This window comes from Pseudonocardia sp. HH130629-09 (assembly GCF_001294645.1).
Lineage (GTDB): Bacteria > Actinomycetota > Actinomycetes > Mycobacteriales > Pseudonocardiaceae > Pseudonocardia.
This window is the reverse complement of sequence record NZ_CP011868.1, coordinates 4,485,813-4,507,401: the sequence shown is the minus strand read 5'-3', so window position 1 is coordinate 4,507,401 and position 21,589 is coordinate 4,485,813. Positions and strand designations below refer to the sequence as shown.

Sequence of the window (21,589 nt, the reverse complement as noted above, 5' to 3'; positions counted from 1 at the left end):
CTGTGGAAGGGATCTTGCATCCGCAAGTGTGATCCGTGACGATGGAACGACTGACACGCTGAGGAGGCCAGAGAAATGCGCCGGTCGACGCACGGATCTGCCATCGTGTGGGCGTCGTCGTGACCGCCGGACGGACGAACGACGCCGGCTGCCCCGATGTCCTGACGCTGACGTCGGTTCTCGATGGTCGTGCACACAAGGTGACCGACGCGGAACTCTGTGCGCCGCACTCGGTGCGGACCGGCCGCTACGCGGCGCTGTGCGGCCACCTGGTGTCCCCGGCCCCGCTGATCGACGTCGCCGGGGTGCCGTGCGGCCGCTGCGGACAGCTCGACCCGACGCCCCCGGCGGACGAGGCACCGCGGCGGCGCCCCGACCGCCGGCGCGGCTGGGGTCTGCGCCGGATGCTGCCGGCCTGAGCCTGCGGCGCCGGCGCGGGAGTCGTCAGCGGGCGAGCCGCTCGGGGTCGGTCTGCTCGTGGCGGCGCAGCGGTCCCCGGCTGCGCCGTTCCAGGTAGCGGCGGCCCGAACGGATCAGCTTGGTCAGGGTGTTGGGGCCGCGGCGGCGCTCGACGGCGTCGCCGATCTTGCCCAGGAGCCAGGCCAGCAGCGGTGCACCGACCGCCAGCAGCAGCCACACGCGCAGGTGCCGGGAGAGCAGGGCCCACATATCCGGACCGTCCTTTCACTGGAGGGGCGACGGAGGCGCCGTCGCGAACGCGCCGACAGTAGTGCGGCCCGCCCGGGTCCGCCCGCTGCACGGTGACGGCCCGTGACCGACCCGCCACAGGATCGTTGTACGACGCGAGGGTGGGTCCCGGCTGCCCCCGGCCGGGCGCCCGCTTCTGCGAGGAGGTACGCCCGTGTTCGCTCCGGGTTCCAGCGGCGTGGTCGTCGCCGTCGCGTTGGTCGTCGTGGTCGCCGTGCTGGTCAGCCCGGCGGGACGCCGCGCCGCGGTGGCCGCGCTCGGTTCGGTCGGGCGCTGGCCGGCGTTGATCCGCGCCGAGATGCGCGGTGACGCGCCGCTGGCCGACGGGCGTGCCGACTCCGTCGACACCGTGGACTCCCTCGACACCGTGGACGACCGGCACGACGACACCACGCCCGAGATGCCGGCGGTGCGTGCCGAACCGCTGCCGACGACGTCGACGTTCCCGCAGGTGAGACTCCCGGGGCGGTGATCACCGCCCGTTGTTGGGGGGACAGGACTGACGCCGGACCCCCGGACGCGGTAAATTTTCTTTTACCAGCGGGAACCCCCGGCTCTCCCTCGGCGTTGCACACGTGTGAGGGCCTGCCAGAGGTGGGCCCCGCACACGTCCGTCGAGGAGGATCCAGGTGCGCTCCACGAGCAATCCGGCGTTCCGCAACCTGCCCACACAGCAGCAGGGCGGCTACGCCACGTTCGACCGCTCGGGTGGCGGCATGATGGGCGGGGGCGCCGCCATGGCCGGCTCCCAGCCGTCCTACGTCGACCCGACCCAGGCCACGCAGGAGACGGGTCGCCCGATCACGGTCGACGACGTCGTCCAGAAGACCGCGATCAGCGCGGGTCTCGCGCTGGTCGCCGGCATCCTGACCGTGATGTCGGGGCTCTACATCCTGGCCCTGCCGGCGTTCCTCGTCGGCCTGGTCGTCTCGCTGATCGTCATCTTCAAGCAGAAGCCCAGCGCTCCGCTGACGCTGATCTACTCCGGCGCGATAGGTGTCGCCCTCGGCGGCATCACCGGGATGATGCAGCAGAGCCCGGCCCTGCAGGGGATCGGGATCCAGGCCGTCATCGGCACCGCCGGTGTCTTCTTCGGCATGCTGGTCGTCTACAAGACCGGTGCCGTCCGGGTCACGCCGCGCTTCACCAAGTGGATGATGGGCGCCCTGATCGGCGTCGTCGTCCTCATGCTGGCCAACCTGGTCGCGAGCTTCTTCATGGAGGGCGGCTTCGGCCTCCGTGACGGCGGCCCGCTGGCCATCCTGTTCAGCATCGTCGTGATCGGTGTGGCGGCGTTCAGCCTGCTGATGGACTTCGACGCCGCGGACAACGCGGTCAAGGCGGGTGTTCCGGCGAAGTACTCCTGGTACCTCGCCTTCGGCCTCATGACCACGATCGTCTGGCTCTACATCGAGATCCTGCGCCTGCTGAGCTACCTGCGCCAGGACTGACCGGTCACCCACGACCCGGCCCGTGAGGGCCGGGTGCGGCCGGAATCGCCCCCTCCGGTCGCGCGCGCCGCGGACACCTCCGGTGTCCGCGGCGTCGTCGTGTCGGGGGTGGTCCGGCGGAGCCGGGAGCCGTAGCGTCGGTGCCGTGCCCGGGAACGACCCGGTCGTCACCGGGATCACCGTCTTCCTGGCGATCGCCTTCGGCCCCGTGGTGCTGGTGGGACTGCTGGTGCACCTGTCCCGGCTGGCGCGCCGGGCCGCCGCGCGGCGAGGCCGTCCGACGCCGCGCCCGATCGGGCCGCCACTGGAACGGCTCGTCGCCGACCTGCGCCGGCTCGACCGGCTGCGCCGCGGGCCCCCGCAGGCCACCCGGGTCCGGCGGCTGGCGCTGCTGGCCGCCTACGACGACGTCCTGCTCGACGTCTGCCGGGCCGTCGGCGTCGAGGACCCGCCGCTGCGCGCCCACGTCGAGGCGGGTGGCACCCAGGGCGCGCTCGACGCCGACCGGGAGCTCGCCCGGTTGCGGACCGAGGCCGCGATCGAGACCACGGGTGTGCGCATCGACCCGCCCGGCCGCGCGGCCTGACCCCGTCCCGGGGGACGCCGTGGGTCAGGCGAGGTTCTCGATCACCAGCGCCATGCCCTGGCCGCCGCCGACGCACATCGTCTCCAGCCCGTACCGGCCGCCGGTGCTGCGCAGACCGTTCATCAGGGTCGTGGTGATCCGGGCGCCGGTCATGCCGAACGGGTGGCCCAGCGCGATCGCGCCGCCGTGCACGTTCAGCTTCGCCTCGTCGATGCCGAGGTCGCGCGCGCTGGGCAGGACCTGCGCGGCGAACGCCTCGTTGATCTCGATGAGGTCGATGTCGTCGATCGTGAGACCCGCGCGACGCAGTGCCTGCTGCGACGCCTCGACCGGGCCGTAGCCCATGATCTCCGGCGAGAGCCCGGTGACACCGGTGGACACGACCCGTGCGAGCGGGGTGACCCCGAGCTGCTCGGCCCTGCTGTCGGACATGATCACCAGAGCGGCGGCGCCGTCGTTGAGCGGGCAGGCGTTGCCCGCGGTGATCCGCCCGTCCGGACGGAAGACCGGCTTGAGCTGCGAGATCTTGTCGTAGGTGGTGCCCGGACGCGGGCCGTCGTCGGTGTCGACGACCGTGCCGTCGGGCAGCGTCACCGGGGTGATCTCACGGGCGAAGAAGCCGTCGGCGATGGCCTGCTCGGCGCGGTTCTGCGACTGCACCGCGAAGCGGTCCATGTCCTCGCGCGACACGTCCTTGTACCGGGCCAGGTTCTCCGCCGTCTGCCCCATCGCGATGTAGGCGTCGGGCAGCAGGTTCTGGTCGCGAGGGTCGGTCCAGGTCTCGGCGCCCTTCTCCGCGGTCTCGGCGGTACGGGCCTCCGCGTCGGCGAACAGCGGGTTGTGCGTGTCCGGCCAGGAGTCCGACGTGCCGCGGGAGAAGCGGGAGACGGTCTCGACGCCGGCGGAGACGAAGACGTCGCCCTCGCCCGCCTTGATCGCGTGCAGCGCCATCCGGGTCGTCTGCAGCGACGACGAGCAGTACCGGGTGATGGTGGTGCCGGGCAGCGAGTCGTAGCCGAGCTGGATCGCGACGATCCGGGCCAGGTTGTTGCCCTGCTCCCCGCCGGGCAGGCCGCAGCCGAGCATCAGGTCGTCGATCTCGGCCGGGTCCAGCTGCGGGACCTGGCCGAGGGCGGCGCGGATCATCTGCACGGTCAGGTCGTCCGGGCGCATCCCGGCGAGGGAGCCCTTGTTGGCGCGGCCGATCGGGGACCGGGCCGCGGCGACGATCACGGCTTCGGGCATGGGACGTCCTCCTCCATCGCAGGTACCACTACCTTGGACCCTACTCGCCGGTAACCGATGATCGGGAGACGGCGTGACGAAACCGTCAGGGGTGCGCGGCATGCTCTCGTCCATGACGACGTGGGGAGACTTCCGGCGGGCCGAGCCCGCGTTCGCCGAGCTGTCCGAGCGGATCCTGCGGCGGGGGATCGCGCTCGTGATCGCGACGCTGCGGGCCGACGGGTCACCGCGCGTCTCCGGGATCGAGGTGGTGCTGGACGACGCGGCCGGTGACACCGAGCTCTCCTTCGGATCGATGCCGGGCGCCCGGAAGGGCTCCGACCTGCGGCGGGACCCGCGGTTCGCGCTGCACGCCGCACCCGCCGACCAGTCCGGCGGGGATCTCGGCGACGGTGACCTGAAGGTGTCGGGCCGGGCGGTGCTGCAGGGCCCGCTCTCCGGGCCGGTCACCGGCGACGCGTTCCGCGTCGACCTGACCGAGGTCGTCTGGACCGGGCTGAACGACGCGCGGAACCGTCTCGTGGTGCGGTGGTGGACCCCGGCAGGCGGGATGCACGAGGTCTCGCGCGAGTGAACGGTGCGAGGATGCATGCATGCGTTATGTCGAGCACGTCGTCGACCTGGTCGGGAACACACCCCTCGTCCGGCTGGGAGCGACGGCGGAGGGCATCGCCCCGCCGGTCCTGGCCAAGGTCGAGTACCTGAACCCCGGTGGATCGGTGAAGGACCGCATCGCCCTGCGGATGGTCGAGACCGCCGAGGCCTCCGGTGAGCTGCGTCCCGGCGGCACGATCGTCGAGCCGACCTCGGGCAACACCGGCGTCGGGCTGGCGATGGTCGCCCAGCGCAAGGGCTACCACTGCGTGTTCGTGTGCCCGGACAAGGTCGGGGAGGACAAGCGCAACGTCCTCAAGGCCTACGGCGCCGAGGTCGTGGTGTGCCCGACGGCTGTCGAGCCGGACCACCCGGACTCCTACTACCGGACCTCCGACCGTCTGGTCCGCGAGATCGAGGGCGCCTGGAAGCCGAACCAGTACGCGAACCCGGCCAACCCCGAGTCGCACTACCACTCGACGGGCCCGGAGATCTGGGAGCAGACCGAGGGCCGGATCACGCACTTCGTGGCGGGGATCGGTACCGGCGGCACCATCTCGGGCATCGGGCGGTACCTCAAGGAGAGGTCGAACGGTGCCGTGCGGATCATCGGTGCCGACCCGGAGGGCTCGGTCTACTCCGGCGGGACCGGCCGTCCCTACCTGGTCGAGGGCGTCGGCGAGGACTTCTGGCCGACCACCTACGACCGCGACGTCTGCGACGAGATCGTCGCCGTCTCCGACGCCGACTCCTTCGAGATGACCCGCCGCCTCGCCCGCGAGGAGGCGCTGCTCGTCGGCGGTTCCTGCGGGATGGCGACCGTCGCCGCGCTGCGGGTGGCCGCGACGCTGCCCGCGGACGCGGTGGTCGTCGTGCTGCTGCCCGACGGTGGCCGCGGCTACCTCGGCAAGGTCTTCAACGACCGCTGGATGGCCAGCTACGGCTTCCTCCCCCCGTCGCAGGGCACGACCATCGGCGACGTGCTGCGGCGCAAGGACGGCGCACTGCCCTCGCTGGTGCACGCCCACCCCAACGAGACCGTCGCCGACGCCGCGCTCTACCTGCGCGAGTTCGGCGTCTCCCAGATGCCCGTGGTCAAGGCGGAGCCGCCGGTCATGGCGGCCGAGGTCGCCGGCTCGGTCAGCGAACGCGACCTGCTCGACGCGCTGTTCACCGGGCGGGCCAAGCTCTCGGACCGGCTCGAGGACCACATGTCCCCGCCGCTGCCGACCCTCGGCGCCGGCGAGTCGGTGCAGGACGCGATGGAGGCCTTCGCCAAGGCCGACGCCGCGCTGGTGCTGGAGGACGGCAAGCCCGCGGGCGTCGTCACCCGTTCCGACGTGATCGCATTCCTCGGCGGCAACGCCTGATCCGGTCCGCACGGGCGCCGGGAGTAGCCTCGGCGCCCATGCAGGGCTTCTCCACGCGCGCGATCCACGCCGGCCAGGTTCCGGACCCGACGACCGGCGCGGTCACGACGTCCATCCACACGAGCTCGACCTACGCCCAGGACGGCGTCGGCGGGGTCCGCGGCGGGTACGAGTACTCCCGCAGCGCCAACCCGACCCGGACCGTGCTGCAGGACCAGCTCGCCGCCCTGGAGGGCGGCCGGCACGCGCACGCCTTCGGCTCGGGGATGGGCGCGACGGACACCCTACTGCGCGTCCTGCTGCGGCCCGGTGACCACCTGGTCATCCCGCACGACGCCTACGGCGGCACGTTCCGGCTGGTCGACAAGGTGCTGGCCGGGTACGGCGTCGAGCACACCCCGGCCGACCTCGCCGACCACGACGCCCTGCGCGCGGCGCTGCGGCCCACGACGAAGGTCGTGTGGTGCGAGACCCCGACCAACCCGCTGCTGGGGATCGCCGACATCGCGGTCCTCTCCGGGGTCGCGCACGCCGCGGGTGCGCGGCTCGTCGTCGACAACACCTTCGCCTCGCCGTACCTGCAAACGCCGCTGGCCCTGGGTGCCGACGTCGTCGTGCACTCCACGACCAAGTACGTCGGGGGCCACTCCGACGTCGTCGGCGGGGCGCTGGTCACCGACGACGACGCGCTGGCCGAGCAGATCTCGTTCGTCCAGAACTCCACCGGGTCGGTGCCCGGCCCGTTCGACGCGTGGCTGACCCTGCGTGGCGCGAAGACCCTCGCGGTGCGGATGGAGCGCCACTGCGACAACGCCGAGCGGGTCGCCGAGATGCTGGCCGCGCACCCGGCGGTGTCCTCGGTGCTCTACCCGGGGCTGCCGGAGCACCCCGGCCACGAGGTCGCGGCCAAGCAGATGCGCCGGTTCGGCGGCATGGTGTCCTTCCTCGCCGCGGGCGGGCTCGACGCGGCGCTGCGGATCTGCGCGGGCACCCGGCTGTTCACCCTTGCCGAGTCGCTCGGCGGGATCGAGTCGCTGATCGAGCACCCCGGCCAGATGACCCACGCCTCGACCGCGGGCTCGATGCTGGAGGTGCCGGACTCGCTCGTCCGGCTGTCGGTCGGCATCGAGGACGCCGACGACCTGCTCGACGACCTGCGGGCCGCGCTCGACGCCGTGCGGTAGCCCCCGCCCGGTGCGGCTCAGCTGCGGGACTGCTCCGGCGACGGCGCGGGCGGCTCGACGACCGGCGGCGGCGGGACGACCAGGTCACCCGGGTCGACGCAGCCGCCGACCAGCGACCACGTTCCGTCGCCGTGGGGCTCGTAGCGCCCCGGATCCGCGCAGCCCGCGTCCTGCACGGTCGCCAGCGCCAGCGCGGCCAGGCCGGCGGCCAGCAGCAGCGGTGCGGTGGTGCGCAGGCGCGTCATTCGCGAGTCCCTCCCGACACCGGGCGCGCTGGAGACGTCACGCCCGGTGAGACACCGGCGAGGTTACCCGGGGCGATGCGAGACTGCCGGGATGGCCGCCCCACAGGACGCCCCCGTCATCCCCCCGGTCACCGCCGGCGATGTGCTCTTCGCCCGGGAACTGCTCGCCGGCGTCGTGCGCACCACACCCGTCGCCGGTGCCCGCGCCCTCTCCGACCTGACCGGCACCCGGGTCGGACTGAAGTGCGAGAACCTCCAGCGCACCGGTTCGTTCAAGATCCGCGGTGCCTACACCCGCATCGCCCGCCTGTCCGACGACGAGCGCGCCGGCGGCGTCGTCGCGGCGTCGGCGGGCAACCACGCCCAGGGCGTCGCGCTCGCGGCACGGTTGCTCGGCGTGCGCGCCACGGTCTACATGCCCGAGCGAGCGGCGCTGCCGAAGGTCGACGCGACCCGCGGCTACGGAGCCGAGGTCGTGCTCACCGGCCGCACCGTCGACGAGGCGGTCACGGCCGCGACCGCCGCCGCGGAGCGGTCGGGCGCGGTGTTCGTGCACCCCTTCGACCACACCGACATCATCGCCGGCCAGGGCACCGTCGGCTGCGAGATCCTCGAACAGGTCCCCGACGTCGGGACGGTGCTCGTCTCCGCGGGTGGTGGCGGACTGCTCGGCGGGACGGCCGCGGTCATGCGGGCCGCCCGACCGGACCTGCGGATCGTCGGAGTGCAGGCGGCGGGCGCGGCGGCCTGGCCCTCGTCACTGGCGGCGGGTCGGCCGATGCCGGTCGGCGGGATGCGCACGATGGCCGACGGGATCGCGGTCGGACGCCCGGGGGACGTCACGTTCGCGCAGGTCTCCGCCCTGATCGACGAGATGGTCACGGTGTCGGAGGACGCGCTGTCCGCGGCCCTCCTGCACTGCCTGGAGCGGGCGAAGATGATCGTGGAGCCGGCCGGCGCCGCGTCGGTCGCCGCGCTGCTGGAGCACCCGGGCCGCTGGCCGGGGCCGGTCGTGTGCGTGCTGTCCGGCGGCAACGTCGACCCGCTCGTGCTGCTGCAGGTCATCCGACACGGCCTGGTCGCCTCGTCGCGCTACCTCACGTTGCACCTGCGCATGCCCGACCGTCCCGGCGCGCTCGCGGAGCTCCTGGCCCGGGTCGGGCGGCTCGGGGCGAACGTCACCGACGTGGCGCACTCGCGGATCAGCGGCGCGCTGGCGGTGGGGGAGGTCGACGTCGAACTCAGCGTCGAGACCCGTGGGCCCGAGCACCGCGACGCCATCCTCGCCGACCTGCGCGACGCCGGGCACGCCGTCGCCACCCCCTGACCGCCACCCCCTGCACGCGAACGGGCCCGGCCGACCGGCCGGGCCCGTTCGGCGGGGTGGGTGGGGTCAGCCCGTGAACGCCTCCACCGACGCCAGGGTCACCGTCATGCGGCCGCCGTCGGGCAGCTGGTACTCGCGGGTGTCACCCGGCTTGGCGCCGAGCAGTGCCGCGCCGAGCGGGGAGTTCGGGGAGATGACCTGGAGGTCGCCGTGGCTGCCCTCCTCGCGGGAACCGAGCAGGACCTTCTCGGTCTCGTCGTCGTCCTCGTACCGGATCTCGAGGACGGTGCCGGGGGACGCCTCGTCGGAGCTGGACGGCACGGTGCCGACCTGGGCGGTGCGCAGCAGCTCCTGGAGCTGGCGGATGCGGGCCTCCTGCTGGCCCTGCTCCTCGCGGGCGGCGTGGTAGCCGCCGTTCTCCTTCAGGTCGCCCTCCTCGCGGCGGGCGTTGATCTCCGCAGCGATGACGGGCCGGTTCTCGATCAACCCGTCCAGCTCGGCCTTCAGCCGGTCGTAGGCGTCCTGGGTCAGCCAGGTGGCCTGGGTGTCCGTCACCGTCATCAACTCCTCCAGGAGAACAGGACGTGTCGCCGCCGGAACGCCTGGCGCCCGGCGGGGCACACGGGGGTGGCGGCTCCGAGCGGCACGCCCCGAGTAAGGAAAAACACGACCCGCCTGCGGGTCGTGAGGTCCCGAGCTTACCACGGGGGGTGCTGCTCGCCGCAGCCTTTCGGTGAACGGGCGCGGGGTCCGCTTAGTTCCCCACATCCGACTATTCGCAGGTAGCAGGGTTGCCGACGGCGGCCCCGCGGCGTACCGCGCCGCGGCCGGAACCGCCCGCCGCAGGCCGGCGGCCGCGCGGGAACAGATGGCACCGGTGACGGCGTTGCCGATCCCGGAGCCCGTGCTCGCCGGTCCCTGTCGGTCCCCTCTGCCAGGATCGTCCCCAGAGCACGACCTCGCCGCCCGTCGCCGGCAGACCCCCGGCGCGGGACCCGAGTCCGGTGACCGTGGAGGAACTCGCCCCGATGGCTACGCAGCACACCCCGTCCGCCCCGCGTCCGGTGCAGCTCCCGGCGCCCGGCGAGCGTCCCCGGTTGATGACGGTGCACGCCCACCCCGACGACGAGTCGTCCAAGGGCGCGGCGACCACCGCCCGGTACGTCGACGAGGGTCACGAGGTCATGGTCGTGACCTGCACCGGTGGCGAGCGGGGCAGCATCCTGAACCCCGCCATGGAGCGGCCGGACGTCCTGGAGAACATGGCCTCCGTCCGCAACGCGGAGATGGCGCGCGCCGCCGAGATCCTCGGCGTGCAGCACGTGTGGCTCGGCTTCGTCGACTCGGGTCTGCCCGAGGGCGACCCCACGCCCCCGCTCCCCGAGGGCTGCTTCGCCCTGGGCGACGTCGAGGAGCAGACCGCCGCCTTGGTGCGGGTGATCCGCGAGTTCCGCCCGCATGTGATCGTCACCTACGACGAGAACGGCGGGTACCCGCACCCGGACCACATCCGCACCCACGTCATCTCGATGGCGGCCTGGGAGGCGGCCGGCGACCCGGCGCGCCTGCTCGAGTCCGGCGCACCGTGGCAGCCGGTGAAGCTGTACTACGGCCACGGCTTCTCCAAGGCCCGGCTGGAGGCCTTCCACAACGCGATCGTCGAGTCCGGCCAGGAGTCGCCGTACGCGGAGTGGCTGGACAACTGGACGAGCGACCGGCCCGACCCCGGCACCCGGGTGACCACCAGGGTCCCGTGCGCGGACTGGTTCGGCCGGCGGGACGACGCGTTGCGCGCGCACGCCACCCAGATCGACCCGAACAGCAGGTTCTTCTTCACCCCGCTCGAGGTGCAGGCCCGGGTCTGGCCCACCGAGGACTACGAGCTGGTCCACTCCCTGGTCGACACCGACATCCCGGAGGACGACCTGTTCGCCGGCATCCCCGTCGAGGTCGGCGGGGAGCGCCGCCGCGCCGGCTGAGGGCGCGGGCCCCGCGGGTAGCCTGGCCACCGGCCCGTCCCGCAGCTCCGGGACGGTGCCGATGATCCGGGAACCGGAGTACGGAGGCGCGCGGCGGTGCAGGTCGAGAACGTGACGGCTGTGGTGAACCAGGTCGTGACGGGCCTGCTCGTCCCGACGCAGGACCGGCCGCCGCCCCCCGGGCAGCTGCCGGAATGGGGCAACGCCGCACCCGCCGGGCTGGCGATCGTGCTGCTCCTGTTGCTGGCGACGGTGTTCCTCGTCCGCAACATGAGCAAGCGCATCACCCGGCTCCCGGAGTCCTTCGACGGCGACGCCGAGGGCGCCGACCCGGCCGGGACCGCACCGGGCACCACGACCGACCGCGGCCACGCCGGGCCGACGCGCCCCTGAGCGCGACCTCTCCGCGCCGGCGCATGCGGCTCAGCGCAGCAGGACCAGCCAGATCGCGACGTGGTGGCAGGCCCAGGCCAGGACCGTCGCGGCGTGGAAGAACTCGTGGTAGCCGAACGTCGCGGGCCACGGGTCGGGCCGTCGCAGCGCGTACATGACCGCGCCGACGGTGTAGAGCGCCCCGCCGGCGAGCAGCAGGACGAGCGCGGCGACCCCGCCTCCGGCCAGCAGCCCGGGCAGCACGAACACCGCGACCCACCCGAGCGCGATGTAGATCGGCACCCCCACCCAGGCCGGCGCGGTCGGCCAGGCGAGCTTGAGCGCGACCCCGGCGAGTGCCCCGCCCCAGACGACGGCGAGCACCCAGGTGGCGGTCGCCACGGGGAGCGCCAGCACCGAGACCGGCGTGTAGGTGCCCGCGATGAACAGGAAGATCATCGAGTGGTCGAGGCGCTTCATCAGCCGTCGCCGGGCCGGGTCGACCCAGGTGTGCCGGTGGTACAGCGCGCTGATCCCGAACAAGCCGAACGTGGTCAGTGTGTAGACGGCCGTGGCCACGGCCGCGGAGGTCCCGACGAGCGCCCCCGCGACGCTGATCAGTGCGGCGCACGCGAAGACGGAACCGACGAGGCTCCACAGGTGCAGCCAGCCCCGCATACGGGGCTTGAGCGGGACGGACGGGGCGATGCTCACACGCCCCGACGTTACGGGTCGAGACGGCGGGGGTCCCGTCCGGCGGACGAACGCCACACGCGGGACTAGGCTCCGTGTACGTGGCCCTCCGAGACCTGCTCTACACGGTGTACGAGCGCAGGATCCTGCGTCAGATCGCCGGGGCCGAGCGGCCCAGGCACGTGGCGCTCATCCTCGACGGCAACCGCCGCTGGGCGCGGGAGGCCGGCCTGGTCGACCCCGCGGAGGGGCACCGCGCCGGCGCGGCAAAGATCGCGGAGATGCTCGGCTGGTGCTCGGAGGCCGGCGTCGAGGTCGTCACGGTGTTCCTGCTGTCCACCGACAACCTGGACACCCGCTCCCCGGAGGAGCTGAAGGACCTTCTGGAGATCATCGCCGGGGTCGTCGACGACCTCTCCGGTCCGGACACGCCGTGGCGGCTGCGGGTGGTCGGCGCGATGGAGCTGTTGCCGAGCAGCCTGGCCGACCGGCTGACCGCGGCGGTCGCCCGTACCAGCGACCGCGGGGGCATCCAGCTGAACGTCGCCGTCGGCTACGGCGGCCGGCAGGAGATCGCGGACGCCGTCCGCAAGATGCTGCTGACCCAGGCGGAGGCGGGACGGACGATCGAGGAGCTCGCGGAGTCGCTCGACGTCGACCACATCGCGGAGCACCTCTACACCTCCGGTCAGCCCGACCCGGACCTCGTCATCCGGACCAGCGGTGAGCAACGTCTGTCGGGGTTCCTGCTGTGGCAGTCGGCCCACTCGGAGTTCTGGTTCTGCGAGGCCTACTGGCCCGAGTTCCGCCGCGTCGATTTCCTGCGCGCCCTGCGCGACTTCGGCGCGCGACACCGACGTTTCGGCGGATGAACTCGGATCGACCGTAGCTCCCGGTCGACTCACTCGCCGTAGCTCTCTCGGAGCCCTCGACGGTCGAGGTCTCGGCCTTGGTGCTGCTGTCCTCGATGTAGGTGTCGCAACCGTGCTCACCCGCGAACGCGAGCGGGCTCAGCGCGCCGCCCTGCTCCGGCTCGGCTGGTTTCACCTGTCGGGCTGCATGATCACCGGTCGTGGAGTCCGACGTTCGCGTTGCGGACGCTCCGCTCCACAACCGGTGATCGTGTCCGGCGTCCGGGGGTCGGTGTGCGTGGCCCGGTGTCCGGCACCGTCGTGCGCTCTGGAACGTGTCCGGGAGGAGGGCGACCGGCGAGGCCGCCGGCCCGAGTACGGAGCGTGATTACGTCATTGGTGAATCAGATCGGTGTCGGTGGCGTCGACACGACGGAGTGAACTCGACCGCGCGGACGCGGTGAACGGTGACCCGGCGGAATTCCGGTCACTCTGGCGGGTGCTCAGGGGTGACACGCGAGAATGCCCCGGAACAGAAGCTCCGGGGCATTCTCAGATCTGCGAGGAGATCAGCCGATCGAGTCGCCGGCGCCGGCCTCCTGGCCGCAGTTGTCGGACTGGTCCGTGACCGAGTCGCCGGACTTCGCCTTGGCGTCGCCCAGGATGCCCAGGGCGCCGGTGAGGCCGTTGAGGGCGGAGGCGTCCTCGACCGGGACCTGCACGCCCAGCACGTTGACCGGGACGTTGTTGTTGCAGGCCTGGATCGGCACGTTGACGTTGTTGCCGTTCAGGCCGGCGATGAGGCCCTTGGCGTCCTTGTCGATGACGTTCTCGGCACCGTGGTGGTGGCCGCCCTTGTGGTCGTGGTCGCCATCCTTGTCGCCGGCGAAGGCGAGCGGGGACAGGGCGAGCAGGGACGCGGCGGAGGCCGCAACCACGATTCCAGCCTTCTTCAGCACAGTTTTCTCCTGTTGAGTGTCGAGTCCGCCCGAAGCCGGTCTCACGCGTGCCGGCACGCTGACGAGGGGAGCCCGTACCGACTGCCTGAAAAGCTACCGCTGTTATTCCGACGAAACAAATCTCGTGACCCTATCGAGGTACACTTTCACTGACGGTTCCGATACTCCCCAAATAGGTTGTTCTGCCCCCGCGCGTCCGAGCCGTCGTCGTCCGTGGATCGTGCACCCTGCGTGGCCGGATACGTCCGAACGGACGCGTCACCGGCCGCCCCCGCGGTCGTTCGGTTCCGGGCCGCCTACGCTCCGGGGGTGGACCTGCTGCACGCGACGGCGGAGCTCGCGTCGCGGCTGGACCGGCTGCGGCCGGGGGTGCTGGACGGGCCGCCGCCGTACCCGTCGATCGCCCGGCGGGTGGCCGCGGAGCCGCTCCAGGACCCGGCGGCCCTGGTCGTCACGGCCGGACGGCTGCGTGCGGAGGTCGCGGCCGCGGAACTCCCGGCCGGCCGTCGCCGGTACCTGGAGGCGCTGCTGGTCGCGCTGCGGTGCCGGGCCCGGCTGCTCGCCGGCGACGACATCGGCTACCTCGAGCAGGTCCGCGACCTGTTCGGGGTGGTCCCGCGTCGCAGCGAGCCGGACGAGCTGCACGAGGCGCACCGCAGGCTGGCGGCGGTGCTGCCCGGGCGCGGTCCGCTGGCCGCCCGGATGCGGGACCACCGGGCCGCGGACGTCGTCCCGGCCGACCGGTTGGCCGCCGCGGTCGCCGCCGTCGTTGCGGAGCTGCGCGGCCGCACCCGCGACACGCTGGGGCTCCCGGCCGGCGAGCGCGCCGACGTCGGCCTCGTCGGCGCGCGTCCCTGGACGGCGTTCACCCGCTACCGCGGCGGGCTGCACAGCCGGGTCTCGGTCGCGACGACCGGCCGGGTGCGCGCCGGGTCGCTGCTGCCGTTGCTCGCCCACGAGGCCTACCCCGGCCACCACCTGCAGTACTGCCGGGTCGAGATCGCGTCGGCGCGGCACCCGGAGCTGGCGCTGCGACTGGTCCACAGCCCGCAGGGGCTCGTCGCGGAGGGCGCGGCGGAGGCCGCCGTCGACGTGGTGCCCGGCCCCGGCTGGGGCCCGGTCGCCGAACGCGTCCTCGCGGGCGTCGGCGTGCACCTCGACGGCCCGGCCGCCGAGCGGATCGAACGGGAGCTGGACCTGCTCGGCCGGGTCCGGCTCGACGCCGCGCTCATGCGCCACGTCGAGGGCGCCGGCCCCGACGCGGTGCTCGCCCACCTGTCCCGATGGCTGCTGGTCGACGACGACCGGGCGCGGCGGATGCTCGACTTCCTCGACCATCCCCAGTGGCGCACCTACCCGGTCACCTACGCCGAGGGCGGCCCGCTCGTGCGCGCCCGGCTGGCCGCGGCCCCGGACGGTCCGGCCGCTGCGCTGGCGGCCCTGCTCGACACCCCGGTCGTGCCGTCGGATCTGGTCACCGACGGTGGCAGCGGACGCGGTCCGGATCGCGTCGGACCACCCCCGGCGGCGGGCGAGTTGCTCCGTACGCCGGTCTCCGACTGAGCCGAACGGCTCGCAGTCGAACGAGGTGTCTCTACCCGACTCGACGCCGGACGGTACCGGTCACGCGATGAACGGCACGTTACGACTGTTCCATCAGGGGTCAACGTCGCGATCCGACGGAGCGTTGCTATTGACCGCACGAGGGTGACCACTAGTAGCGTCCATGTCGACGGGCTGTACCCGATGCGGCCCGTTCGGGAGGCCCTGGAGTGGTGTCACACGCACCCGAGAGGGCCGGCACCCGGCCCTCGCGGGCGTGCCGGCCGGAGGACCGCCATGGTCCCTCCGCGTCGTCGCGGCCCGCACGAGGGCCGGCCGGCCCGACGCAGAGCAGGTGCGGTGCCGCGCCTGCGAGGGAGCACCCGTGACCGATCGTCGTCCCGCCCTCACCGACCCGACCCCCGCACCGCAGGGGTCCGTCGGGGACGCACCGGCAGGTACCACCCGCTGCTACGTGCTCGACACGTCCGTGCTGCTGTCCGACCCGTGGTCGCTGCAGCGCTTCGACGAGCACCAGGTCGTCCTGCCGCTCGTCGTCATCAGTGAGCTGGAGGCCAAGCGTCACCACCCCGAACTGGGCTGGTTCGCCCGGACCGCGCTGCGCCAGCTCGACGAGCTGCGCGTCAGGTACGGCCGTCTCGACGCGCCCGTGCCGATCGGCGAGTCCGGCGGCACGCTGCACGTCGAGCTGAACCACTCCGACCCCACGGTCCTGCCGGCCGGGTTCCGCACCGACTCCAACGACTCGCGGATCCTGGCCTGTGCGCTGAACCTGAAGGCGGACCCGTCCGTGCCACCGGACGTCACGCTGGTCACCAAGGACATGCCGTTGCGGGTCAAGGCCGCCGCGGTCGGTCTGGACGCCGACGAGTACCACGGCCAGGACGTGCTGTTCTCGGGCTGGACCGGCATGACCGACCTCGAGGTGACCGCCGAGGACGTCGACGCGCTGTTCCGCGACGGCGTCATCGACCACGACGAGGCCCGCGACCTGCCCTGCAACACGGGGTTGCGGCTGATCGGGGCATCGAACGCGCTCGGGCGGGTCACCGCGGACAAGCGGGTCAAGCTGGTGCGCGGGGACCGGGAGGCGTTCGGGCTGCACGGCCGTTCCGCCGAACAGCGGATCGCGCTGGACCTGCTGCTGGACAACGAGGTCGGGATCGTGTCCCTCGGCGGACGCGCCGGGACGGGCAAGTCGGCGCTCGCGTTGTGCGCGGGCCTGGAGGCGGTGCTGGAGCGACGGCAGCACCGCAAGATCGTGGTCTTCCGGCCGCTCTACGCCGTCGGCGGGCAGGACCTCGGCTACCTCCCGGGCAGCGAGGTCGAGAAGATGCAGCCCTGGGCGCAGGCCGTCTTCGACACCCTGGGGGCGATGGTCAGCCAGGACGTCATCGACGAGGTCATCGCCCGCGGCCTGCTGGAGGTCCTGCCGCTGACCCACATCCGCGGCCGGTCGCTGCACGACACGTTCGTGATCGTCGACGAGGCGCAGTCGCTGGAGCGCAACGTGCTGCTCACGGTGCTGTCCAGGCTCGGGACGGCGTCGCGCGTCGTGCTCACCCACGACGTCGCGCAGCGCGACAACCTCCGCGTCGGACGGCACGACGGCGTCAACGCCGTCATCGAGAAGCTGAAGGGCCACCCGCTGTTCGCGCACGTCACGTTGACCCGCAGTGAGCGCTCGCCGATCGCCGCGCTGGTCACCGAGATGCTGGAGGGACCCAACTCCTGACGACGGCACACGGCCCCCGTCGGCAGTCGCCGACGGGGGCCGTGGTGTGTCTCAGTCGAACAGGTCCGGGTCGGTACGCACGACCTCGTCCCACAGCGGCTGGTAGGAGAACCAGCCGGCGTACGGCGTGCCGGTCTGCTCGGCGGTGAACCGCGCGTTGGCGTGGTCGACGAGTGTCGGCGTCCCCGCGGCCTCGGCCAGCAGCTGCGCCTGGCAGTTGCGCTCGGTCGAGATGAACCACCAGGCGGCCTCCGCGACCGTCTCGCCGACGGAGAAGATCCCGTGGTTCTGGTGGAAGACCAGCCGCCGGCCGGTCAGACCGCGGGCCAGGGCCCGGCCCGCCTCCGGGTCGAGCACGACCGCGCCGGCACCCTCGTGGACGACGCCGTGGTTCTCGTAGAGGGCGCAGGCGTCCTGGGTGATGGGGTCCAGCGGCCGGCCCAGCGACGACCACGCCTTGCCGTACACCGAGTGGGCGTGCGCGGCCGCGACGACGTGCGGGTGCGCCTCGTGGACGGCCGAGTGGATGACGAACCCGGCCTGGTTCACCGGGCGGTTCCCGTGCCGGACCGTGCCGTGGTGGTCGACCATGATCAGGTCCGAGACCCGGATGTGCCGGAAGCTCATGCCGAACGGGTTGACCCAGAACATCTCCGGGTCCTCCGGGTCGCGCACGGTGATGTGCCCGGCGACGCCCTCGCCGAAGCCGAAGCGGCCGAAGATCCGGAACGCCCCCGCGAGCTGCTGCTTGCGGTGCAGGCGTTCCTCGGCGGAGGTGGCGAACGTCGGTGGGACCGGCAGACCGCCGGTACCGCCGCCGCCGAGGGCGGCGGTACCGGAGCTGCTGGTGGTGGTGTCCTGCGTGGGGGCGGCCATGACCCGACCGTGCGCCGGATCGCGCGCCGGGTCAAGGGGTGGCTCAGAGGCCGTGCGGGGTGCCCTCGGTGAACCCGGCGGTGGTCTGCACCCCGACGACGGAGCGCTCGTGCAGCTCGTCGACCGAGCGGGCACCGGCGTAGGTGCACGCGGAGCGGACGCCCGAGCAGATCTCGTCGAGCACGTCCTCCACACCGGGGCGGTCCGGGTCCAGCCGCTGGCGCGAGGACGAGATGCCCTCCTCGAACAGCGCCTTGCGGGCCCGGTCGAACGCGTTGTCGGCCCGGGTGCGTGCGCTGACCGCGCGCTTGGACGCCATCCCGAACGACTCCTTGTACGCGCGGCCGTGCTCGTCCCGCAGCAGGTCTCCGGGGGACTCGTAGGTGCCCGCCAGCCAGGAGCCGATCATCACCGACGCCGCGCCGGCGGCCAGGGCGAGTGCCACGTCGCGCGGGTGGCGCACCCCGCCGTCGGCCCAGATCACGGCGCCGCGCTCGCGGGCCGCGGCGGCGCACTCGGCGACCGCGGAGAACTGCGGGCGCCCGACGCCGGTCATCATCCGGGTCGTGCACATCGCGCCGGGGCCGACGCCGACCTTGACGATGTCGGCGCCCGCCTCGACCAGGTCGGAGACACCCTCGGCGGTGACCACGTTGCCGGCGGCCACCGGGACCGTGGCCCCGGCCTCGTCGACCACACGGCGGACCGCGCCGAGCGCGTCGGCCATCTTCTCCTGGTGGCCGTGCGCGGTGTCGACGACGAGCACGTCCACCCCGGCGTCGAGCAGGGCCTTCGCCTTCACCGCGACGTCGCCGTTGATGCCGATCGCGGCCGCGGTGCGCAGCCGGCCGGCGCCGTCGAGGGCGGGGGAGTAGATCCCGGCGCGGATCGCGCCGAGCGGGGTGAGCAGGCCGGCGAGGCGGCCGTCGCCGTCGAGGCCGAGCGCGACGGCCTTGCGGCGGGTGTCGAGCTGCTCGAACACCTCGCGCGGCTCGGTGCCCAGCGGCAGCGCCAGCGGGTCCGGGTCGAGGACGTCGGCGAGGCGGGTGAAGCGGTCCACCCCGGCGCAGTGCGCCTCGGACACGGTGCCGACCGGGCGGCCGCCGTCGTCGACGACCACGACGGCGTCGTGGGCCCGCTTGGGCAGCAGGTTCAGCGCGTCGGCGACCGCGTCGGAGGTGCGCAGCACCAGCGGGGTGTCCCACACCGGGTGCCGGGACTTGATCCAGGACACGATCTCGGCGACGGCATCGGTCGCCACGTCCTGCGGGAGCACGGTCAGCGCGCCGCGCCGGGCGAGTGTCTCGGCCATCCGGCGTCCGGCGACGGCGGTCATGTTCGCCGCCACCACGGGCACCGTGGCCCCGGAACGGTCCGGGGCCGTGAGGTCCACGTCGAAGCGGGACGTCACGGTGGAACGGCGTGGGACGAGGAAGACGTCGTCGTAGGTCAGGTCGTGCTCGGGCCGGCGGTCGTCGAGGAAGCGCACGATATCGGAATGCTACGCCCCGGGGCGTTGTCACGCGTCCGTCATGTGAGGGGAACCGCCGGGCAACCCCGTGTGCCTACCGTCGGGTACATGCCGGTGCCGTCGCCGAACCCTCGTGTGCGTGCCGCAGACGTGCGCCGGCTCCGTGACCTGCTGCGCATCGCGGTGGCCGAGGGCGGGCGCCCCGGGGGCCTGCTGCCCGGCGAGGACGAGCTGATGGTGCGCCACGCCGTGCCGCGCGCCGTCGTCCGGGCTGCCCTGGGTCTGCTGGGCGAGGAGGGGCTGCTGCGGCCGGGGCCGACCGGGTACCGGATCGTCGCCCGCCCGCACTACCCCGGACGGGCCGCCGTCACGGGCACAGGCACCCGCCTCCCGCGCTGGCTGGAGCGCACCGGGATCGCCGCACCCGACGTGCTCGCCGAGTGGCTCGGTGTGCCGGTGGGGGCGCCGTGCCTGCGCACCGAGTGCGTCTCGGCGACGGCCGGTGGCGGCGCGGTGCTGGAGACCCACTACGTGACGACCACGGCCGCGGCGCGGCTGCTCGCGGTGCCCGGGACCGGTCCCTTCGACCTGCAGCTGACCGAAGCAGGACTGCACCCGGCGTGGGCGGACACCCGCTCCGGCCCGGTGCCCGCCGACCCGGACTCCGCGGCGCTGCTCGGTGTCGCCGCCGGGGCTCCGCTGCTGGGCGCCGAACGCACCCTGACCGGCGGCGACGGTCGGGTCCTCGCCGTCAGTGTGCTGCGTGCCGACCCGACCGGGACGGTGACCGCGGCCCGCGACGGCGCCGGGTCGGCTCAGTCGGACAGCAGCGCCCGCACCGCGTCGAGGGAGTCGGCCTCGGCCGGGGTCTTGTCCGGCCGGTAGCGCAGCACCCGGGCGAAGCGCAACGCCACACCGCCCGGGTAGCGGGTGCTGCGCTGCGCGCCGTCGAGCGCGATCTCCACGACCAGCTCCGGGCGCAGGTGCACCACCCCCGGCTCCCGGGACGTCTCGTAGTCCGGGAAGGTCGCGGTCTGCCAGGCCAGCAGCTCGTCGGTCATGCCCTTGAACGTCTTGCCGACCATGACCGGCTCCCCGCCGTCCGGGTCGCGGGCGCCGAGGTGGATGTTCGACAGCGACCCGGTGCGCCGCCCGTAGCCCCACTCGGCGCCCAGCACCACCAGGTCCAGGGTGTGCACCGGCTTCACCTTCTGCCAGGCCTTGCCGCGCCGACCGGCCGCGTACGGCGCGGCCAGGTCCTTCACGACGACGCCCTCGTGCCCCGCCGTCAGCGCCTCAACGAGGACCACGGCCGCCTGCTCCGGCGACGGCCGCCGGACCCCCGGCATCCGCAGCGCGGCGTGGACGTCGGCGGCCAGCAGCCCGGCGAGCGCGTCGAGCCGCACCTCGGTGGGCTCGTCGACGAGATCGCGGCTGTCGAGGTGGAGCAGGTCGAAGAAGAACGGCGACAGCATCACCTCGCCGCCGGACTCCTCGGTCCCGAACCGGCTCATCGTGTCCTGGAACGGGCGGGGGCGGCCGTCGTCGTCGAGGGCGAGGGTCTCGCCGTCGAGCACCGCGGTGCCACACGGCAGCCCGCGGACCAGGTCCACCATCTCGGGCACGCGAGCGGTGATCTCGCGCAGCGTCCGGGTCCACACCCGCACCTCGTCGCCGTGGCGGTGCACCTGGATGCGGGCGCCGTCGAGCTTGTGCTCGACGGTCACGTCGGCGCCGAGCCCGGCCAGCGCGGCGTCGAGCGAGTCACCGGGGGAGGCGAGCATCGGCCGGACCGGCCTGCCCACCTCCAGCGCCACCCCGGCGAGTGCCTCCTCGCCGCCGGTCAGCGCGGTCGCCGCCGTCTCGGGGAGCCGCCCGGACAGCATGAACGCCCGCCGCACCGGCGCCGCCGGCACCTCGGCCGCGGCGGCGACGGCGACGACCATCAGCCCCTCCAGCGCCCCCTGGCGCAGCTCGCCGGTGAGCAGGCGGTGCAGGAACCGCTGCTCCTCGGCGGTGGCGGCGCCGTACAGCTCGGTGAGCAGCTCACGGCGCCGGGCCGCCGAGCCCGTCCCCGCGGTGCCGGCCAGGTCGTCGAGGAGGGCGTCGACCCGCTCCACCGTCAGCGACGGCGCCGCCGCGGCCGGCACGTCGACGCCCGACAGGGTCCGCCAGCCGGTGCCGATCCGGCCCTGCCGGGGCACTCCGGACAGCCACGCGACGACCGGCACGACCTCGGCCGGCGCGGCGGCGCGCAGCAGCCCGGCGAGCGCGGCGGTCTTCTCCTTGCGCGCGCGGGTCGCCCCGACCGAGGCCGAGGTGGTGACGACGTCGGTGAACAGCACCGGATCAGTGAAGCAGCGACCCCCGACAGCCCGCG

23 protein-coding genes are annotated in these 21,589 nt (G+C 73.4%); 14 read left to right on the top strand and 9 right to left on the bottom strand.

Going from position 1 to position 21,589, the window contains the following annotated elements:
- The first annotated feature begins 200 nt into the window (after window positions 1-200).
- Entirely contained in the window at window positions 201-419 is a 219-nt protein-coding gene (locus XF36_RS20800) for a hypothetical protein (protein ID WP_145981437.1), read from the top strand.
- Between the two features lie 25 nt (window positions 420-444).
- Here the strand turns inward: XF36_RS20800 and XF36_RS20795 are convergent, their stop codons facing one another.
- Window positions 445-669: a hypothetical protein gene (locus tag XF36_RS20795; RefSeq protein ID WP_020621950.1), complete on the bottom strand. Its 225-nt coding sequence runs from the start codon at window positions 667-669 to the stop codon at window positions 445-447.
- A 193-nt stretch (window positions 670-862) separates the two neighbouring features.
- Here XF36_RS20795 and XF36_RS20790 point away from each other — a divergent pair, with 193 nt between their 5' ends.
- From XF36_RS20790 to XF36_RS20780, 3 genes are all read left to right on the top strand, one after another.
- Window positions 863-1,180 (top strand): hypothetical protein, encoded by a 318-nt coding sequence (locus XF36_RS20790; protein WP_145981436.1) that lies wholly within the window; start codon window positions 863-865, stop codon window positions 1,178-1,180.
- Between the two features lie 157 nt (window positions 1,181-1,337).
- Entirely contained in the window at window positions 1,338-2,159 is an 822-nt protein-coding gene (locus XF36_RS20785; RefSeq protein WP_060713253.1) for a Bax inhibitor-1/YccA family protein, read from the top strand.
- A 145-nt stretch (window positions 2,160-2,304) separates the two neighbouring features.
- Window positions 2,305-2,745 (top strand): hypothetical protein, encoded by a 441-nt coding sequence (locus tag XF36_RS20780; protein WP_060713252.1) that lies wholly within the window; start codon window positions 2,305-2,307, stop codon window positions 2,743-2,745.
- A gap of 24 nt (window positions 2,746-2,769) precedes the next feature.
- Here XF36_RS20780 and XF36_RS20775 read toward each other — a convergent pair whose 3' ends face one another.
- A complete protein-coding gene (locus XF36_RS20775; RefSeq protein ID WP_060713251.1) occupies window positions 2,770-3,990 on the bottom strand; it encodes an acetyl-CoA C-acetyltransferase in 1,221 nt (406 codons plus the stop codon).
- A 112-nt stretch (window positions 3,991-4,102) separates the two neighbouring features.
- Between XF36_RS20775 and XF36_RS20770 the strand changes: the two genes are divergently transcribed.
- Genes XF36_RS20770 through XF36_RS20760 form a run of 3 tightly spaced genes read left to right on the top strand, consistent with a single transcriptional unit; the run spans window position 4,103 to window position 7,138 of the window.
- The gene (locus XF36_RS20770) at window positions 4,103-4,564 is read left to right on the top strand and encodes a pyridoxamine 5'-phosphate oxidase family protein (protein WP_043276228.1); all 462 of its coding nucleotides are present in this window, start codon (window positions 4,103-4,105) and stop codon (window positions 4,562-4,564) included.
- Window positions 4,565-4,583: 19 nt separating this feature from the next.
- The gene (locus XF36_RS20765) at window positions 4,584-5,954 is read left to right on the top strand and encodes a cystathionine beta-synthase (protein ID WP_060713250.1); all 1,371 of its coding nucleotides are present in this window, start codon (window positions 4,584-4,586) and stop codon (window positions 5,952-5,954) included.
- 38 nt (window positions 5,955-5,992) lie between these two features.
- Window positions 5,993-7,138 carry a cystathionine gamma-synthase gene (locus XF36_RS20760; protein ID WP_060713249.1) on the top strand — a complete coding sequence of 382 codons (1,146 nt, stop codon included), beginning with the start codon at window positions 5,993-5,995 and terminating at the stop codon, window positions 7,136-7,138.
- A 17-nt stretch (window positions 7,139-7,155) separates the two neighbouring features.
- On the opposite strand, the gene XF36_RS20755 is transcribed toward XF36_RS20760, so the two are convergent.
- Entirely contained in the window at window positions 7,156-7,383 is a 228-nt protein-coding gene (locus tag XF36_RS20755) for a hypothetical protein (RefSeq protein WP_060713248.1), read from the bottom strand.
- Window positions 7,384-7,474: 91 nt separating this feature from the next.
- Between XF36_RS20755 and ilvA the strand changes: the two genes are divergently transcribed.
- A complete protein-coding gene (gene ilvA / locus XF36_RS20750) occupies window positions 7,475-8,710 on the top strand; it encodes a threonine ammonia-lyase (RefSeq protein WP_060713247.1) in 1,236 nt (411 codons plus the stop codon).
- 66 nt (window positions 8,711-8,776) lie between these two features.
- Here the strand turns inward: ilvA and greA are convergent, their stop codons facing one another.
- Window positions 8,777-9,265 (bottom strand): transcription elongation factor GreA, encoded by a 489-nt coding sequence (greA, locus tag XF36_RS20745; protein WP_193394047.1) that lies wholly within the window; start codon window positions 9,263-9,265, stop codon window positions 8,777-8,779.
- A 473-nt stretch (window positions 9,266-9,738) separates the two neighbouring features.
- Between greA and mca the strand changes: the two genes are divergently transcribed.
- Together mca and XF36_RS20735 are read left to right on the top strand one after the other, a co-directional pair.
- Window positions 9,739-10,689, top strand: coding sequence for a mycothiol conjugate amidase Mca (mca, locus tag XF36_RS20740; protein WP_060714868.1), 951 nt, complete (start codon window positions 9,739-9,741; stop codon window positions 10,687-10,689).
- Between the two features lie 111 nt (window positions 10,690-10,800).
- Window positions 10,801-11,082, top strand: a complete 282-nt coding sequence (locus XF36_RS20735; protein WP_145981435.1) for a hypothetical protein — start codon at window positions 10,801-10,803, stop codon at window positions 11,080-11,082.
- A 30-nt stretch (window positions 11,083-11,112) separates the two neighbouring features.
- Here XF36_RS20735 and trhA read toward each other — a convergent pair whose 3' ends face one another.
- On the bottom strand, window positions 11,113-11,739 hold the full coding sequence (gene trhA / locus XF36_RS20730) for a PAQR family membrane homeostasis protein TrhA (RefSeq protein WP_060714867.1): 627 nt from the start codon (window positions 11,737-11,739) through the stop codon (window positions 11,113-11,115).
- A 116-nt stretch (window positions 11,740-11,855) separates the two neighbouring features.
- On the opposite strand from trhA, the gene XF36_RS20725 reads away from it, so the two are divergent.
- Window positions 11,856-12,626 carry an isoprenyl transferase gene (locus XF36_RS20725; RefSeq protein WP_060714866.1) on the top strand — a complete coding sequence of 257 codons (771 nt, stop codon included), beginning with the start codon at window positions 11,856-11,858 and terminating at the stop codon, window positions 12,624-12,626.
- A 548-nt stretch (window positions 12,627-13,174) separates the two neighbouring features.
- Here XF36_RS20725 and XF36_RS20720 read toward each other — a convergent pair.
- Entirely contained in the window at window positions 13,175-13,564 is a 390-nt protein-coding gene (locus tag XF36_RS20720) for a hypothetical protein (RefSeq protein ID WP_060713244.1), read from the bottom strand.
- A 309-nt stretch (window positions 13,565-13,873) separates the two neighbouring features.
- Between XF36_RS20720 and XF36_RS20715 the strand changes: the two genes are divergently transcribed.
- Window positions 13,874-15,127 carry a hypothetical protein gene (locus tag XF36_RS20715; RefSeq protein ID WP_064485662.1) on the top strand — a complete coding sequence of 418 codons (1,254 nt, stop codon included), beginning with the start codon at window positions 13,874-13,876 and terminating at the stop codon, window positions 15,125-15,127.
- Window positions 15,128-15,581: 454 nt separating this feature from the next.
- Window positions 15,582-16,862: a PhoH family protein gene (locus XF36_RS20710; RefSeq protein WP_043278933.1), complete on the top strand. Its 1,281-nt coding sequence runs from the start codon at window positions 15,582-15,584 to the stop codon at window positions 16,860-16,862.
- A 51-nt stretch (window positions 16,863-16,913) separates the two neighbouring features.
- On the opposite strand, the gene XF36_RS20705 is transcribed toward XF36_RS20710, so the two are convergent.
- Together XF36_RS20705 and XF36_RS20700 are read right to left on the bottom strand one after the other, a co-directional pair.
- Window positions 16,914-17,738, bottom strand: a complete 825-nt coding sequence (locus XF36_RS20705) for a class II aldolase/adducin family protein (RefSeq protein WP_082375548.1) — start codon at window positions 17,736-17,738, stop codon at window positions 16,914-16,916.
- Window positions 17,739-17,781: 43 nt separating this feature from the next.
- The gene (locus XF36_RS20700; protein WP_060713242.1) at window positions 17,782-19,227 is read right to left on the bottom strand and encodes a GuaB1 family IMP dehydrogenase-related protein; all 1,446 of its coding nucleotides are present in this window, start codon (window positions 19,225-19,227) and stop codon (window positions 17,782-17,784) included.
- Window positions 19,228-19,317: 90 nt separating this feature from the next.
- On the opposite strand from XF36_RS20700, the gene XF36_RS20695 reads away from it, so the two are divergent.
- On the top strand, window positions 19,318-20,094 hold the full coding sequence (locus tag XF36_RS20695; protein WP_168169544.1) for a UTRA domain-containing protein: 777 nt from the start codon (window positions 19,318-19,320) through the stop codon (window positions 20,092-20,094).
- Here the strand turns inward: XF36_RS20695 and XF36_RS20690 are convergent.
- Window positions 20,025-21,554: an ATP-dependent DNA ligase gene (locus tag XF36_RS20690; RefSeq protein WP_060713240.1), complete on the bottom strand. Its 1,530-nt coding sequence runs from the start codon at window positions 21,552-21,554 to the stop codon at window positions 20,025-20,027. The genes XF36_RS20695 and XF36_RS20690 overlap by 70 nt on opposite strands.
- Window positions 21,555-21,589: the final 35 nt, after the last annotated feature.